At 51.8% G+C, this 15,495-nt stretch carries 12 protein-coding genes; 7 read left to right on the forward strand and 5 right to left on the reverse strand.

Translation table 11 applies throughout. From position 1 onward, the window contains the following. Nucleotides 1-33: 33 nt before the first annotated feature. Both AC5JLP_RS25245 and AC5JLP_RS25250 read left to right on the forward strand, forming a co-directional pair. Nucleotides 34-1,476 carry a DEAD/DEAH box helicase gene (locus AC5JLP_RS25245; protein WP_496070592.1) on the forward strand — a complete coding sequence of 481 codons (1,443 nt, stop codon included), beginning with the start codon at nucleotides 34-36 and terminating at the stop codon, nucleotides 1,474-1,476. Nucleotides 1,477-1,517: 41 nt separating this feature from the next. Then, nucleotides 1,518-2,348 (forward strand): 3'-5' exonuclease, encoded by an 831-nt coding sequence (locus AC5JLP_RS25250; protein WP_496070593.1) that lies wholly within the window; start codon nucleotides 1,518-1,520, stop codon nucleotides 2,346-2,348. A 193-nt stretch (nucleotides 2,349-2,541) separates the two neighbouring features. Here AC5JLP_RS25250 and AC5JLP_RS25255 read toward each other — a convergent pair whose 3' ends face one another. Both AC5JLP_RS25255 and AC5JLP_RS25260 read right to left on the reverse strand, forming a co-directional pair. Further along, nucleotides 2,542-2,724, reverse strand: coding sequence for a hypothetical protein (locus tag AC5JLP_RS25255; RefSeq protein ID WP_496070594.1), 183 nt, complete (start codon nucleotides 2,722-2,724; stop codon nucleotides 2,542-2,544). Nucleotides 2,725-2,816: 92 nt separating this feature from the next. Then, complete coding sequence (locus AC5JLP_RS25260) at nucleotides 2,817-3,125, reverse strand: hypothetical protein (protein WP_496070595.1); 309 nt, start codon at nucleotides 3,123-3,125, stop codon at nucleotides 2,817-2,819. 124 nt (nucleotides 3,126-3,249) lie between these two features. On the opposite strand from AC5JLP_RS25260, the gene AC5JLP_RS25265 reads away from it, so the two are divergent. Then, nucleotides 3,250-3,462, forward strand: a complete 213-nt coding sequence (locus tag AC5JLP_RS25265; protein WP_496070596.1) for a hypothetical protein — start codon at nucleotides 3,250-3,252, stop codon at nucleotides 3,460-3,462. Nucleotides 3,463-3,755: 293 nt separating this feature from the next. Here AC5JLP_RS25265 and AC5JLP_RS25270 read toward each other — a convergent pair whose 3' ends face one another. Continuing rightward, nucleotides 3,756-4,958 carry an HhoA/HhoB/HtrA family serine endopeptidase gene (locus tag AC5JLP_RS25270; RefSeq protein ID WP_496070597.1) on the reverse strand — a complete coding sequence of 401 codons (1,203 nt, stop codon included), beginning with the start codon at nucleotides 4,956-4,958 and terminating at the stop codon, nucleotides 3,756-3,758. A gap of 252 nt (nucleotides 4,959-5,210) precedes the next feature. Here AC5JLP_RS25270 and AC5JLP_RS25275 point away from each other — a divergent pair, with 252 nt between their 5' ends. Beyond that, nucleotides 5,211-5,576, forward strand: coding sequence for a metal-sensing transcriptional repressor (locus AC5JLP_RS25275; protein ID WP_496070598.1), 366 nt, complete (start codon nucleotides 5,211-5,213; stop codon nucleotides 5,574-5,576). A 16-nt stretch (nucleotides 5,577-5,592) separates the two neighbouring features. Here AC5JLP_RS25275 and AC5JLP_RS25280 read toward each other — a convergent pair whose 3' ends face one another. Then, nucleotides 5,593-6,294 (reverse strand): Crp/Fnr family transcriptional regulator, encoded by a 702-nt coding sequence (locus AC5JLP_RS25280; protein ID WP_496070599.1) that lies wholly within the window; start codon nucleotides 6,292-6,294, stop codon nucleotides 5,593-5,595. Between the two features lie 1,125 nt (nucleotides 6,295-7,419). On the opposite strand from AC5JLP_RS25280, the gene AC5JLP_RS25285 reads away from it, so the two are divergent. Continuing rightward, the gene (locus AC5JLP_RS25285) at nucleotides 7,420-11,214 is read left to right on the forward strand and encodes a hypothetical protein (protein ID WP_496070600.1); all 3,795 of its coding nucleotides are present in this window, start codon (nucleotides 7,420-7,422) and stop codon (nucleotides 11,212-11,214) included. Between the two features lie 32 nt (nucleotides 11,215-11,246). Continuing rightward, on the forward strand, nucleotides 11,247-13,157 hold the full coding sequence (locus AC5JLP_RS25290; protein ID WP_496070601.1) for a hypothetical protein: 1,911 nt from the start codon (nucleotides 11,247-11,249) through the stop codon (nucleotides 13,155-13,157). Nucleotides 13,158-13,175: 18 nt separating this feature from the next. On the opposite strand, the gene AC5JLP_RS25295 is transcribed toward AC5JLP_RS25290, so the two are convergent. Continuing rightward, nucleotides 13,176-14,510, reverse strand: a complete 1,335-nt coding sequence (locus tag AC5JLP_RS25295) for a hypothetical protein (RefSeq protein ID WP_496070602.1) — start codon at nucleotides 14,508-14,510, stop codon at nucleotides 13,176-13,178. 431 nt (nucleotides 14,511-14,941) lie between these two features. Here AC5JLP_RS25295 and AC5JLP_RS25300 point away from each other — a divergent pair, with 431 nt between their 5' ends. After that, nucleotides 14,942-15,472, forward strand: a complete 531-nt coding sequence (locus AC5JLP_RS25300) for a DUF6335 family protein (RefSeq protein ID WP_496070603.1) — start codon at nucleotides 14,942-14,944, stop codon at nucleotides 15,470-15,472. Nucleotides 15,473-15,495: the final 23 nt, after the last annotated feature.

Genomic DNA, 15,495 nt, shown 5'->3' on the forward strand with positions numbered 1-15,495 from the left:
AACGTACTCTCATACTCTTAATTAGGAGATTCAATGACCCTTTCGTTTCATAGCCTTGGTCTTTCCGAAGCTCGTATCCGTCACCTGGAGGCGATGGACTTTACGGTTCCTACCGCGATTCAGGCACAGGCGATTCCCCATCTCTTGTGTGGGCGTGATGTGGTTGGACAAGCTCAAACAGGTACTGGCAAAACAGCCGCGTTTGCACTGCCCATCTTGGATCGCATTGATGTTAAGCTACCAGCCGTACAGGCACTTATTTTGACTCCAACCCGCGAGTTAGCCATGCAGGTAGGGCAAGCGATCCGTGGTTTTATCGACGATCGCCGCCTAAAAGTCGTTACCATTTACGGTGGACAGGCGATCGACCAGCAAATTTCGCGCCTAGAGCGCGGTGCCCAGATTGTAGTAGGTACACCTGGACGGGTGCTAGACCTTCTTAGCCGGGGTGATCTTAAGCTCAATCAATTGAGCTGGATGGTGCTGGATGAAGCAGATGAAATGCTCAACATGGGCTTCATTCAGGATGTGGAAAGAATCCTTAGTCAGGCACCGATCGAGCGCCAAACGGCCTTCTTTTCTGCGACGATGGAACCCTCGGTGCGGAAGTTAGTGACCAAGTTTCTGCGATCGCCTATTACGGTGACGATCGAGCAACCGAAAACAGCACCGACTCGCATTAATCAGGTTGCTTACATGATCCCCCGTGGTTGGACGAAGGCGCGCGCCCTTCAGCCCATTTTGGAACTAGAAGATCCGGAGGCCGCACTGATCTTTGTGCGCACCCGGAAAGCTGCCGCAGAACTCACGAGTCAACTGCAAGCGGCTGGTCACAGCGTGGATGAATATCACGGCGATCTCAGTCAGTCTCAGCGTGAGCGCCTGCTGCTCCGGTTCCGTCAGCGCCAAGTACGTTGGGTAGTAGCAACCGACATTGCAGCACGCGGTATTCACGTCGATGACCTGACGCACGTGATTAACTACGACTTGCCCGACAGCGTGGAAAATTACGTCCATCGCATTGGTCGTACAGGACGCGCTGGGAAGGAAGGAACGGCAATCTCTCTGATCCACTCCCTCGATCGCCGTAAGCTGCGCGACATTGAGTATCACATGCGCCAGCGGTTAGAAGTGGTTTCCATTCCCACTCGCGCTCAGATTGAAGCCCGTCAAATTGACAAGCTCCAGGGTCAGATCCGGGAAGCTCTAGTGGGCGAACGGATGGCATCGTTCTTGCCCATCGTCGCGCAACTGTCAGAAGAATACGAACCCCATGCGATCGCCGCTGCCGCTTTGCAAATGGCCTACGATCAGACGCGCCCGACCTGGATGCGCTCAAATCAGCAAGACCATGCAGACGAGCCACCCCAAAGCGTTAGCAGTGGTGGACATGGTTCACCCAAGCCCAAGCCAGTGAAGCGCAGTCGCAACACTGGAAACTCAGAAAACCAGGTGTCACCATCGTTTGATCGATAACAGTACCTGAACGATGCAGGTAGTTAGCTGTAGGGTGTGCAATGCACACCCTACCGTTTTGTTTGAGCGTCTTTGAGGCATTGCCCGTGTTGTCAACCGATTTGCTTGCGTTCTATCGTCGCGTCAGCCAACAGTCCTTTACTGTGGTAGATGTGGAAACAACAGGGCATCGTGCTTCTGGTGGTTGCCGTGTCATTGAGGTGTCCGTTTTACACGCGACGCTGGCAGAGGGCATTTTGCATCAGCAGACGCATCTGGTGAATCCACAGGTGCCTGTACCTGCGATGATCACTCGGTTTACGGGGATTGATCAAGCAATGGTCGATCAGGCTTCTCTCGCCGAAGAGGTTTGGCACAGCTATCTTCCGTTACTCAACACAGGCATCTTGACCGCGCACAATCTAGCATTTGACTATGCTTTTTTGTGTGCAGAGTTTGATCAATTAGGGATTGAGTTTTCACGATCGCCCGCTGAACAGCTTTGTACTGTGATTCTCGCTCGCCTGATGCTGCCCGATCTGCCATCCCGAAGCCTGCCCGATTTAGTAAAACATTTTCAGTTTCCGGTTGGGCATTCTCATCGTGCCGAAGCCGATACGATCGCCTGCTGGCTCCTTGCAGAACGACTGCTCACCGAAGTGCAAAATGAGCCAGACGAGGTGCTACTCAAGCGGTTTGTTCAACAGTGGTTGCCGTTAGGTGATGCGGCGGCGCTTCTAGGCTGTTCGGGTAAACAGGCGCGATCGCGCCTTGAGAAAGCAGGTGTTTTTCCCAAATTCGTGGGTCGGCACAAAACGCCCATGTACCAACGTGGCCGCGTGGAGCGTGTTGTTTTAGAGCAGCTCGAACCCATCCAGCTTTCGTGGTTGTGAGTGCGATCAGCCGTCAGCTTCATTTCGTACTGCTCACTGACAGCGAAGCCAACCTACTTGTGCGCTAACGTTCCCAATCAGCAGCGACAGATACGACTGAAACAAAGCGCACAGACTTTGTTCGTCCGCTGCATTGGGGTTGTTATGCCGCTGCCTCACAAGCAACTGCCCGCACATTGACCAAGTTTGGCCTTTAGCTTTGTGCGGATTCGTTCATTTGCTGCTGAAGCTGCTCAACTTCTTGAATTGATAAGCCTGTGGAAAGTGCAATAATGTCGATCGCAACTCCTCTACGCAAGAGATTAATAGCGATTCCTCGCTGTTTTTTAACTCCTCCTTCCGACAAGATCGAACGATAGACGGTGGATTCCTGCATAATGTCTCTCCGTAATATGCGATAGCACTTTGACCCAGAACGGCAAAAGGAATCAGCTCAGGATATTGCAGGAACAGTGACGCAGGTTGCTCCTACAGGCGCACCACTTCAAACTCATGATGAGTGCGCTCCATCGCAAAGCTGGTTTGATAAACCAACTCTGATCCCGTTTGTTTCAGGTAGATTACGACTTGCCGCATGGATCTGGCTGGATTTCTGCGATACCCTCGTACACGGTAATCTAAAACACGGAACGGAATATTGTCCTTGGGGAGCGTTTGAAATTCGAGATGCAAAATGGATTCGTCCGACTCCAGGAAAATTAGGGCATCGGCGCGAATTGGGTCGAGGGAGAGTTCAGAGGGTTGAATTTCTGTCAGGGTGACAGGTTTACCCAGCAACCAACTGGCGAAGTCGGCTGAGAAGTGTTCAGCAAGAAATCGGCGGTATCATCGTACATAGAAATAGCAAGATTGTACGCTCTGCAATCGGCATTTGACTCTGAGTAAATCTGAAGTTTGATGAATGATTATTTCAGGCGATCGCGGGAAGCTAACTCAATTAACTGCGTTGAAAATTGATGATTATGATCATCAACCGCCCAAAAGCGAATATCCAGGAGCTGCTGCCGCCACTGTGGGTAGGGGTGATCGTGCTGAGGGCTATACTCTGCCAGTGCATTATGCTGAGGTCGTGCAAGCGGCCATTGAATCAGTGGGAGCCAAGGTTGTGTTTTAGCCGCCTTATGCCCCCAACTTGTCACCGCTTAAACTCTGTTGGTCAAAACTCAAGCAGCTACTGCGTTCAGCAAAGGCTCGAACGCACGAAGCACTCGACCAAGCTTTAACAGTTTTGAGTTAGAGAGCGGTCAGCGATCAGCCGTCAGCGGTCAGCGATCAGCTTTTTTCTAAAAACTAACAACTAAAAACCAACAACTGCTTTAGCGATCAGCAGTCAGCAGTCAGTCGTTAACCCACTCTCGACTCCCCACTCTCTCCGCCTTTCTTCTGCCCTCTACCTTCACACTTAGCTCAGGCAGCATCTTCCAATTCAGCCGTTCTTACTGGTAGCTGCTTGGTAACATCACCCCGCTGCACTTTAACCTGTAGCGTTTGACCCAGGCGACTATTTTCCACGATCGTCTGTAGTTGCTCTGCCGTTGTAATGGATTGGGCATCAACCTGAGTGATGACATCACCACGACGTAGACCCGCCTTGGCAGCAGGTGTATTGGGAAGCACCCGCACGACAATCACGCCATTCACCTCTGGCACCATAAACGCCGAGTTTGGATCGCTGTTGTTCTGTCGCGCCAATTCTGGGGTAAGCACGGTCATCTGCACGCCCAGATATGGATGCACAATACGTTCACCTTTGGCGAGTTGGTCTTTAATGGTTTTCGCTTTGTTGATGGGAATCGCAAACCCAATGCCCATCGCGTCGGCACGAATAGCGGTGTTGATCCCAATCACTTGCCCCTGGTCATTGACCAACGGGCCGCCAGAATTCCCTGGGTTAATGGCAGCATCGGTTTGAATGAAGTCTAGGCGCTTGTCAGGAATGCCAACCTGGGCACTGGAGCGCTTCAGTGTACTCACAATGCCTAGCGTGACCGTGTTGTCTAACCCTAAAGGATTGCCAACAGCGATCGCCCAGTCTCCCACTTGAATCTGGTCAGAGTTACCGAGCGAGGCGACGGGCAAGTCACTGCCGTCAATTTTAACCACCGCGAGGTCTGTCACTTCGTCTGCCCCACGCACCTTGCCTTCAAAGATGCGCCCGTCTTTTAAGGTCACGGTCACCTTGTCTGCCCCATTCACCACATGGGAGTTCGTCAAGATTACGCCGCTACGGTCAATAATAAAGCCTGATCCCTGCCCCCTTAGATGCTCCTCACGGGGCGACTGCGGAAAACCTTCTTCGCCAAAAAAGCGCCGAAAGAACGGATCTTCCATGAGTGGATCGGGACTGCTGCGACGAGTGACGGTTCGCTCAGTGTCAATGCGAACCACGGCTGGGCCAACGAGGTTGACTGCTTTGGCAACGAAGCTACCCTGTCCAGCAGTATCGGGGATCTGCGCTGGGTTAACAGCGGCGATCGAGGGCGCGGCAACAGCATCCGGCAGCGAATTCGCCTGAGCAGGCGTGACCAGCAGTAACGTCACTGCCAAGCCAATGGTTAGAACCGTTATCAAAGAGCGGTGAAATGAGCGAGAAAGGGTTGAGAATCGCATGGCATCGACCTACAAATAGCAAATGTCGCTGAAGTGTTAATCTATTTTGACTGCAAAACCACGGCTTATTTTGGCAGATATCGCCTTTAACCAGGTTGTAGTAACCGTAGCCTTTCCTCATTTTGACAGGTGTAGCCTTTAACTGTACGCCTTGAAACTGTGCCGACTGATGCTGTCTCGTGGGCGACCTGGGCTAGAATCGCATGTATATGTGGTTTGACCCGTCAACCTTGCCCACTTCATCAACTCTAAATGGCAACCTCTGAACGTCCTCTGAGCCGAGATAGTGACCACTTTGAGGATGAGCCTCTGCATCGCCACGAGCACGGCACAGCTCATCATGCCCATGTTCATAGTGAAGAATCGCTCAAGCGTGTGGTCAATCGGCTATCACGCATTGAGGGGCATATTCGAGGGATTAAAACAATGGTGTTAGAGAGCCGCCCCTGCCCCGATGTGCTGGTGCAGGTTGCTGCTGTCAGAGGTGCACTCGATCGTGTGGCCCGCATTATCCTGGATGAGCATTTGACTGAGTGTATTGGTCGTGCTGCCAAAGAAGGCAACATCGAAACCGAAATTGAGGAACTAAAGGCCGCCCTCGATCGCTTTTTGCTTTAGCTGTCAGCGATTCGATTTAGATCATCAGGCGCTCTAACGCATGCGGATCGGGAATGGTGAGGGTATCGCGATCGCGCAGGATCAGCCCCTTTTTCTCTAGCTTGCTCAACACACGCGTCACGGTTTCCCGCGCCAGTCCGCTAAGACTGCTCAATTCACGGTGCGGTAAGTTCGGAATTTCGGTGCCCGTGGAGACTTTTTTGCCTTGCCCGTCGGCCAGAAACAGGAGGATGTCTGCAACGCGTGAGGTGCTGTCAGACTCGCGTAACCGCAAGCGACGATTAACCTGACGCAGGCGACGTGCCATGAGCTGGGCGAGCCGAATGCCTGACTGTGGTTCGGTATGCAGCAAATTAACAAAATCCTGGGCAGGCATGTTACCGATGACAGTGGGTGCCAGGGTAATCACATCCGTCGATCGCGGCACTTCGTCCAGAGGAGCCATTTCACCAAACAACTCGCCTTTGCCCAAAATGTTAAGCGTGACTTCCTTCCCATCCAAGTTGTACGTGCGGATTTTGACCCACCCGTTCAAGATAAAATAGACCGAGCTACCCCAGTCATTCTCCAGCAGAATGACCTGATTTGCTGGGTGGCTTCGCATCACGACCTGAGCGGTAGCTTTCTCGACCGCAAGCTCTGGGAGTCCTTCAAAGAAGGGCGCTGAGCGAATCGATATGTTTGCGTGAGCATCTCTGGGATTATACCGATCTTCCATGGGGCCGCGTCGTAATTCTCAAGTCAGGGTAAATGATAGTGCAAGGGTGCAAATCTGGTCGATAAACCTGACAATGAAGTCGCCATTTTAATCTTGTGCCCGGCACTGGCCCAATGGACTAAAACTTGAGCGGTTAAAGGCGGCGCTGTTTGTCAAAAAGGTCAAGCGTTGAATGAGCCGTTTTCTTTTTTCTTAGAGTCTGGAGCGATTGTCCACAGGCGCACAAGGGCAACCAAGGAGGGTGTGATGCACGGGTCAAGCCTGCTTTACTATGACAATAAACAGGAATATGACCAAGAAAGGCTTTTGAAGCTTGGCACAGATGTGACAGGCAGATAAGCTTTATAGCAATAATAACCTAAGGTATACCCGGTGCTAGTTATTATTGCTGAATCCTCAGGTGCAGACTCAGGCCATAAAGCGCTGGATTTAATGCTTGGGGCTTAACGCAGTGAAGGGATGTGTGGCACTGCAATGATTTTAGTCCATCAGAATTGCAGTCCCACTAGTGCGTTGTGGTATGAAGGTGCCGTGTGATCAGGTGCTTTACAACAGGTCTCGATCGAGTAAGCTACAGCTTTATTAAAGGCGGGTGAGGGGTGTCGGGTATCGGGGGCCGGGTATTCTACACGAAGACGGCTTTGCGTTTGCGGCGAGTTTGACACGAATTGGGTAATAGTCGGTCTGGACGCGAATTTTGTCTCAGTATTTTTAGGAGAATTTGTCACGTTTCGAGTTTCCTGACGTACACTTTGTCCAGATATGGCGGTACTGAACGACCTGAAAATGATCTTCAACAGAGATCATTCATACGTGTAAGCGGTTTAAACTCAGCCACGGCTTACGCTTTGTAACCAGACGCATTAGACAGAAAGCACGCTTGTTCTTCAGGGCTATGTCCTTTAAGGTTACTAAACGTTAAGGTGCCTTTCTAGTTCAAGGTGGTTCAAGTATAGGACTAAACGTCCGGTTAGACTGCCTTTTAGCCTGTGCGATCGCCATCTCAACTTGGGGTTTCAAGTTCAGCCAGGGCATAATTTGGGCTGTTCCGGGAAGCCTAACTATATTAGAAGTGGCAGCAACATCTCAGCCTGCTACTGCTCAGTACTCGTCAGGGGTTACATTGTGACTTCTCAGAAGGATCAAATTCAAGCGCTCATTACAGACATCGACAGTGTGCTTCAGAAAACAACGCCCCGTCTGCCGTGGGTTGTGTCTGGAGAGATGACGCAGCAGCGTCAAATTCTGGAGCGTGTGCGCAATTATCTAGTGACCTTTCAACGTCGGCAAATGGCTGGCGAAGGGTTTGAGCCATCAGGCGCTAGACCAGATTTACTGGCGCATGACATCTACTATCAACCAGCGCAAGGGTCTTACCAGTCGCCCCAGGCAGGCGCAGAGGCTGAGCGCTCGCTGCCCTATGGTCAAAGTGAAGCTGCTGCCCAACAAATGTTGCAGGCGCTGGCTCAGGAAATGGGATATCTGCGCTCTAACCTGATGCAGCCGCTTCAGTCAGATGTTGAGATGTTGCGCCAGCAGCGAGAAGCCTTAGTTCAAGAAATTCGTCAGCTTGAGGCACAGCGTCAGGGGTATGCAGGGCAGTTACCCGGACAGCAGCAGGTCATTGCAGAGTTTTTGCAGGCGTTGATGACTCGGCTGCAAGAGACACTGCCGCAACAAGTGGCACAATCTCTGCGGAGTAGCAATCAGCAGCAATCATTACCCTATGGCGCGAACTTGGCGTTGACAGGCTCGGCTCCAGTCGTGGCCCCGACCTCAGATGCACCCTACCCAGGGCTTGGTAATATTCAGGTTCCCCAATCACAATCGGACGAGTTGCTGATTAAACTGGACTCCACGTTGAGCGTGGTGTTTGAGTCTTTGCAGCGCAATGTACAGGCGTATGAAGAGTCTCTGTCTCAAGGGCTGAATAAAATGCACAGCTTGGGACAGCAGGGCGAGATGATGTTTACGGCCCTGATTAGCCATTTAGCGGGTCAGCTTGGTCAGGAAGCTTCTTCCTACTTGCAGCCATCTACGCTCTCAAGTCTGGATTCTGCACGAGGGACTCTTCCTCTGTCTAGAGTAATCTCTAGGGCGGCACAAACGGCTCAATCGTCTTCAAACCCATCTGTACCATCGTTCTTGGAACAGCCTAACGCCTCAGCATCGCCTAACAGTGTTGATACAGTACGACCGCTGGCTCTGCCGTTTCCTGGTACTGAGCTTTCCAGCAATGTTCCTGCCGATGCAGCTACCACGCCTCCCGTGGCTGAGCCTGTAGACAGCGCGATCGATTCCTGGCTTCGTTCTGCTGGCAGCGTTGAGGGTGAATCTACTGTTGATTTAGAAATTGCTGAATTAAATCTAGAAGGATTTGACCTCAACCAATTGGCTGCTCAGGATGTCAACGCACTCCTAGAATTAGATGCCAATCTGCTGGGCACAAATCTACCGCCTCAACCAATACTTGCACCTGAACCGTCGGCTATATCAGGCCAACCGAATGTAGCTGAGCCTTCATTTGGTGAGACGAGCGTTGAAGACACGGCAGACATTGATGCCGCGCTAAAACTGCTAGAGCAGTTAAGTTCAGAATTACAGGAGCAACCAACCTCTGTTGCAGATGCGGATGCCCAGATCGATCGGATGCTCAGCAGTCCTTCTACATTACCCAGCGACACAACGACTGACAGCATTCCTGACGATGCAAAGGATGAACTGGATGAGTTCTATGAGAGCTTGTTTGGAAACCAGACGATCGCGGCTGAGCCATCAACCGCTGAGCAAGTCGCGACTCAAATTACAGATACGCCTGCTGTAGAGAGTCCAGTTGTAGAGACTCCAGTTACAGATGCTTCAATCTCAACAGACCAAGCATTTTTGACGGCTGATGCGATCGCGCCATCTGATACTCAACCTCAAGCTCAGTCCTTAGATGTGCCGTCATCAACCTTACAACCAATTAATACGCTCCCGGCTGAAGCCCAGGCACCTAAGGAGGCTTTAGCTGAGGCAGTAGTTGTACCGCCCTCGGTGTCTACCAGTGCTGATCCGACACTCGGTTGGGATTTGCTTGGGAAAGCAACCGACCCGCTTGCCGAACCAGACATTCCAGCAGCGCTGTTGGAAGATGAGCTACTAGACGGTTGGGATCTTGATGATGCTGAGGTCGATTTAGACGCGCTGGATATGCCTCCTGCTGGCGACGATCCACTCGGTCTTGGAGACGCTGTGGTCACGGGCGATCGCCAAACGAATGATCTTCCCCCATTTGATGATGCAGCAATCGCTCCGAGCGAGCCGCAAAGCTTGGTTGCAGAACCAACTTCAGAAGTGGTATCAGAGGCTGTGTCCGACAGCCCTTCTGGTGCTGGAGACCCTCAGCCTCACGACGAAATTGCGACTCTGACTGATTTATTTGACGAGACTCCTCCACCTGAGGAAGTGTCTCTAGAAGCCCCGATCGAGGCATCGGCAGAAACGCCTAGCCAGTCCTTGCCTGTGCCTCCCGCCAATGTTTCCCCGGTGGTTTTACCTGTGCCAACTGCTGGAACGCTTCCCTCTGAGGGGGCAGGCGGCGATCGCTTAACGGAAGATCGCTACACGCCTGCATCTCCTGAAGAAGACTTACTGCCGCTCCAAGCCGTTGAGGAAGAACCCGATCCCGAATTGTGGTTGGACGAAAGCACGCTCAACCGCTTGAGCGAAGACCTTTTCAATCTAGAAGATGCGATCGGCGATCCGTCTGATTTGTCCTATGTAGGCGAACCACAAGCGAATCAGCCAGCGTTCTTCGCAGACCCAACCGTGACCGATGAACCTGCACCTGGTGACTCAACATCGCTGGAGGATTGGAGTGCTGCACTGGATGAAGGTTCTAGCGTCTTACCGCCACCGCCACCACAACCACCTGAGGTTAACCAGGGGGCGATCGCGGCACAGCCGGATGCATTCATTCTAGAAGGCATGGATGATCTGTTTGCCAATACGCCTACAGAACCTCCGGTTGTCCCTATTGCACCGCCAGTATCGCCGCCAGCAGAGCCATCGACTGCCTTTACGCTTGAGGGCATGAGTGATTTATTTGCCGACCCTCTGGCAGATACGACACCGTTGACCCCGACATTGCCTACCGCTAGCCAGCCCCTTCCCTTTACGCTCGAAGGCATGGATGATCTGTTTGGTGATGTGCCAGGAGTTCCTTCAGAGCCATTGCCATCAACGCCCACCGAAACCGATCAGCCCCTACCATTCACGTTAGACGGTGTAGACAGCCTGTTTGCCGATGTTCCGCCTGTTGCAGACACACCTCCGGCACCTGAGGTGGCACCGACAACTCCACCACAAGAACCAGCAGCATCCACTGCTGCGTTCAGCTTTGAACAAGTGGGCAATCTCTTTGTTGAAGTGCCTTCTGCTGAGGTGCCTTCTACTAATATTCCTACTAACATTGGCATTCAAGAGCCGATCGCTCCCCCTGTAGAACAATCGCTAGAGCCATCCCCTGTGGCTCCGTTTACGCTAGAACAGGTTGGTGGTCTCTTTATAGAGAAGCCTTCAGAAGCAAGCCCTGTTTTGAATGTGCGATCGACGGAAGAGGCAGCATCTCTGACGGAGCCATTTTCTGAAGCAGTTCCAACGCCCTTCTCCTTAGAGCAAGTGGGCGATTTGTTTGCAGACAGCTCTTTGGAAGATCCAGCGTTAGACTTAACTACACCACCAATCTTGCAACCGCCCTCATTAGAACCTGAAAAGCTGTCAACTGAATCCTCCCAACCCGACCTATCTAGCGCTGAACCAGCCACGCTAGAGCAGGCATTTGCCAGCCTGATGGGAGCCTTTGACGAGCCAATATCACCTGCCAGTGATGATAGGGCAGACAGCCAAGATCCTGAAAAAAAAAAGGGGATGAGCTAGCCCCTGATCACTCAGATCCTTCGACGCTCATCGTGCAGCCAAAATTGCCCCCCGATGAAACGATCGGGCAGACGGTTGAGCCGCAAACTATTGAGCCGGAGAACAGTGAGCCACAGATTGGGGGAACGGTATTCGAGCCGCCCACAGAAGCAACCACAGAGGACACAGATTCCCTTTGGTGTCTGGGGGTTGATCTTGGAACGACCGAAATCTCAGCCGCTTTGTTACGTCTACAGACGGGGCAGTTCTACCCAATCGTCTGGCAAGAAACCGCGCCATTGGATCAGCCACCGTTGTCTGGGTTGCCTGCGATCGCCTATTTATCTGGTACACAGCTACAGCACTCGCCCGAAGTGCCTATTGCCTTGGGGTATCAGGCGTTAGAGTCAGAATTTACCATTGACACCCAATTGGAAGCGCCCGAAGGACTGCTGCTGAGCAACTTCAAGCCTTTACTTAAAGTGGGCATCCCCTACTGGCAGGAACAAACTCAGCAGTGGCAGCCAATGCTCCAATGGTCGGATCAACAACGGCTTGCTCTAGGATGGATTCAGCAAGCCTTGGTCGCGCTCCTCAAAACATTGCAGGGAAGCGTGGCTGGCTTAACAAGCACCACTCCAGAACTGTCGCCAGAAGCGTTTCAAGCGGCGATCGCACGCATTAGTAGCGTTGTCATCGGGTGCCCTACAGGATGGTCGGATACCTACTGCTTTAATCTTCGAGAGGCGGTGCTTGTAACAGGGTTAGTTGACAGTGCTGAGCAGATTTACTTTGTCGAAGACGCGATCGCCGCTTTGGTTGGCACTCTATCCGATCCGTCGTTATCCGCAAGTCAGCCGTCTTCTGCGGGTACGTCTTACAGCCATCCTCAGGAGCCACTGCAAGGGGGCACGCTGGTCATGAATGCTGGTGCGACATTCACTGAACTCTTGTTGGTTGATGTGCCACTCGATCGTCAATGGCTAACCCGCGAACACCTCTACCTGCGTAGCCTTGCCTATGCTGGAGACGCGATTGACCAGGACATCATTTGCCAAATTCTATATCCTTCTGCCTGGAACTGGGACAGCTTGGATTTACAAAGCCTAGACTTGCCGCTACCGGGTGAGCCAGATCAGGAAGCCCGCGATCGCTTGCAGCAGAGATTACGCAGTAGCGACCTGGGACGACATTTGCTAAATGCAGCTAGACAGCTCAAGTTGGCTCTGCACCATCAAGATACGGCCACCTTTAAGCTCAATGACCAGCAATGGACAGTTAGTCAGCAAGACCTGCACAGCCGAGTCATGGTGCCTTACCTTCAACAGCTCAATCGAGACCTCAATGTACTGCTTAACCAGAGTGGTATTGCCGTACAGTCTGTACAGCAAGTGATTTGCACAGGCAGAACCACAGCACTGCCTGCGATCGCCTACTGGCTCAAACAAAAGCTACCAAACATGCGCTTAATTCAAGCTCATGACACGTCAGAAGCGGTTAGCCTAATTGCTCAGGGCTTGGCAACATTGCCTCTCTACCCACAGATGCTAGATGCCGTGCGCCATCAGTACAGCGACTATTTCCTACTGCATGAACTGGTGCGGATTTTGCCGCAGGAACCGCTTTCGGTTGGACGCATTCTGCAACTGCTAGAAAATCAAGGTATTAACACCAATTTCTGTCAGCGCCAAATTCTCAGCCTGCTCGAAGGGCATCTACCAGAGGGGCTACTGCCTTCCAGGGCGACTGCGAGTTTGCTGGTCGAAGTAGACCAAAATGCTGATTACCAGGCATTGGCAGCAAAACCACTGTTTTCTAGAGAGAGCAACCAGCTTTATGGCTTCTATCCTGAGATGCGCGATCGCCTTCAGCACTACCTGACAGCCATTCTGACAAACGCGCATCAGACGTTAGCGGAACCGTTATCGATCGAGCTAGGTGCTGAAGCAAGGGATGAGGGATGAAGGATGAGGGATGAAACTCTATTTGAGGCGACTGTTAGCTGCTTTGAGCATTACCTGTGCTTTGGTGTAGACGGTGGTACCAGGTTTGACATCATCTAGCGTATCGGCGATGACTCGAAGTTGACCGGTTTGGGATGGGCTAAGCGCTGTTGCATTGGCTGGAATCGTATCAAACAAAGCGTTTCGTAGCCGTTGCGCTTCCTCAAAGGCTTGTGTAGATGCTTGCTCAGTTTTTAGCCGAATCTCTGCGTTGCCGAGGCTTTGTGTGTAGCTTGCCAGCAGTGTTTGAGCTTGCTGATAGTCAGGGTCTTTAAAGTCGATTTTTTCGAGACGATCGATCGCCGTTGCCCATTGCTTTTGGTTTTCTTCCCACTCAATCGCCGTATGAGGACTCTTTGGATCAAGCTGCTGCGCTGTTTGAGCAAAGATCTTGGCGGCCTCAATTAGATTACTTGATTGTGCCGTGCCCATTGCCATGCCAGAAACCTGCTGAAGGTCACGCTCATAGGCCGTTAGCCTGGGTCGTGCCATCCGCTCAGCAAGGGTTTGATCGGGCAGTTGGTGGAGTTGATCGATCGCCTGCTGCCATTGGGCGATCGCGGCTTGCTTTTCAGCCGCATTGGGCGCTACTTGATACTGCTGTTTTGCTTTGCCAAGCAGCTGATCGGCTTGATTTAGCTGCGTTTGGGCATTGTTTTCCTGAAACAGCTTGGCATCCATGCGAGCGACTTCTTTACGAGCACCCTGAAACTCATCCAGCGTGAAGTGCCAGCCGCATTGGAAAAAACTACAGTATGCTTGTGGGTAATAGCCCAAAAACCAAACAGGTAAAGCATCGAGGCTTTTTTGTGCGGTTTTAACTTTGGTGGTACCTAACTCTAGGTCAGCAGGACTGGTTGCCTGATTCACCAATTGGTCTGCCTGCTCGGTGGCTGCAACTGCCTGCCGATAGTTTTTGTCCATGCTGATGAAGCTGGGTAGGAGGACGATCGGAGCCACTCGCGCCACCGTCCAACGAATGGGTGGGTAGGGCAAGTTCAGCACCCAAATACCGCTTGCAAGCCCTGCAACACCTGCCAACACGGCTGATGCTAACCGCAACCGATTCGTCGTTGGGGAGGGACAGTTTGCACGAGCCGCCGCTTTCAACACCTTTTCGCTGAAACCGGGAAACAAATCAACGATCGCGTCCCGCAAGTCTTCCAACACTAACGGCGTACCCGTTTGTGCCTGAAACCGTTCCAACCGCCGCAAGGCAATATCACGCTGCACCTCTCCAGCGATATCGTTCGCGCTACAGCGCAAAATTTCTGCTTTGAGAATCTCGAAGGCACGCTGATTGAGACGAGACATACGTTTTGTTGAATAACCTGTTAGATGGTTTTGCTGCTAGTAACTTCATCACAGGACGATCGATTCCGTCAGTTTCATGACGACATCACACAAAGCCAGCCTCAATATGCCCAGAAATCATCCATGACACGCACAGGAATCTTCTACCTTCTGCCTTTCATCTTGAGCCATCAGCGTAGAAGTTTTGAGTTTTGAGTTCTGAGTTTTGAGTTAAAGAGCTATCAACTATTGGCGGTCTTCTAATACCGATTTAAAGAATGACGGCTACAGATCAATCGGTGGGTTAGGGGCAAGGCAATGCCTTGCCCCTACAGGATGTGTCGCATTTTCAATTCAAATTGGTATAACAACCAACAACTAAAAACCAACAACTTCTTTTGCCTTCCGCCCTCTGCCTTTTGCCCTCTTTCTACCCACCTCTTTCTACCCATATGAGGATTCTGCGGCACGTTCTGTTGGCTAAGCTGCATGGACAAACACTTGCCAAGGAGCCAATGCTAATGACGATGGCGGACGATCGCGAATTAGATTTGCAAACCAATGATGCCTTAGATGCCGACTCTGATCTCGATACCGATGAGTTTGATGATCTGGTGGAGCCGGATTCAGGTGATCTGCCCCAAGAACTGACAGAGTCGTATGGTACAGGAGTTCATGATCAACCAAGTTCTGCGGTCGGTGGACGTGTAAGCGACTTTAATGAAGCCAGCCCAACCCTTACAGGTGGCGATGTTGATGCCAACTATGAGCAGGCGAATGCGGATGGCGATGAGTCCGTTGGCGGTACTGTTTCCACACCTGATATGGATGTTGTGGATGAATTGGGGGCAGCTGTAGGCTTGGAAATGAACGATCGCTCCTTTCTGCGTACTAATGATGTGCTGGAAGAACGCGATAATCGCCGTTGGGAATTGGAGCCATCCTCTTCTGAAGATTATGCTGATCGGAGAGAGGAGGCATAGAGCGATCGAGTTCGGTGCGATCG

It is taken from the genome of Stenomitos rutilans (assembly GCF_059505485.1).

Coding starts and splice junctions, on each gene's coding strand:
- AC5JLP_RS25245 (WP_496070592.1), top strand. CDS start 34: ATGACCCTTTCGTTTCATAGCCTTGGTCTTTCCGAAGCTCGTATCCGT.
- AC5JLP_RS25250 (WP_496070593.1), top strand. CDS start 1,518: ATGCACACCCTACCGTTTTGTTTGAGCGTCTTTGAGGCATTGCCCGTG.
- AC5JLP_RS25255 (WP_496070594.1), bottom strand. CDS start 2,724: ATGCAGGAATCCACCGTCTATCGTTCGATCTTGTCGGAAGGAGGAGTT.
- AC5JLP_RS25265 (WP_496070596.1), top strand. CDS start 3,250: ATGATTATTTCAGGCGATCGCGGGAAGCTAACTCAATTAACTGCGTTG.
- AC5JLP_RS25270 (WP_496070597.1), bottom strand. CDS start 4,958: ATGCGATTCTCAACCCTTTCTCGCTCATTTCACCGCTCTTTGATAACG.
- AC5JLP_RS25275 (WP_496070598.1), top strand. CDS start 5,211: ATGGCAACCTCTGAACGTCCTCTGAGCCGAGATAGTGACCACTTTGAG.
- AC5JLP_RS25280 (WP_496070599.1), bottom strand. CDS start 6,294: ATGGAAGATCGGTATAATCCCAGAGATGCTCACGCAAACATATCGATT.
- AC5JLP_RS25295 (WP_496070602.1), bottom strand. CDS start 14,510: ATGTCTCGTCTCAATCAGCGTGCCTTCGAGATTCTCAAAGCAGAAATT.
- AC5JLP_RS25300 (WP_496070603.1), top strand. CDS start 14,942: ATGAGGATTCTGCGGCACGTTCTGTTGGCTAAGCTGCATGGACAAACA.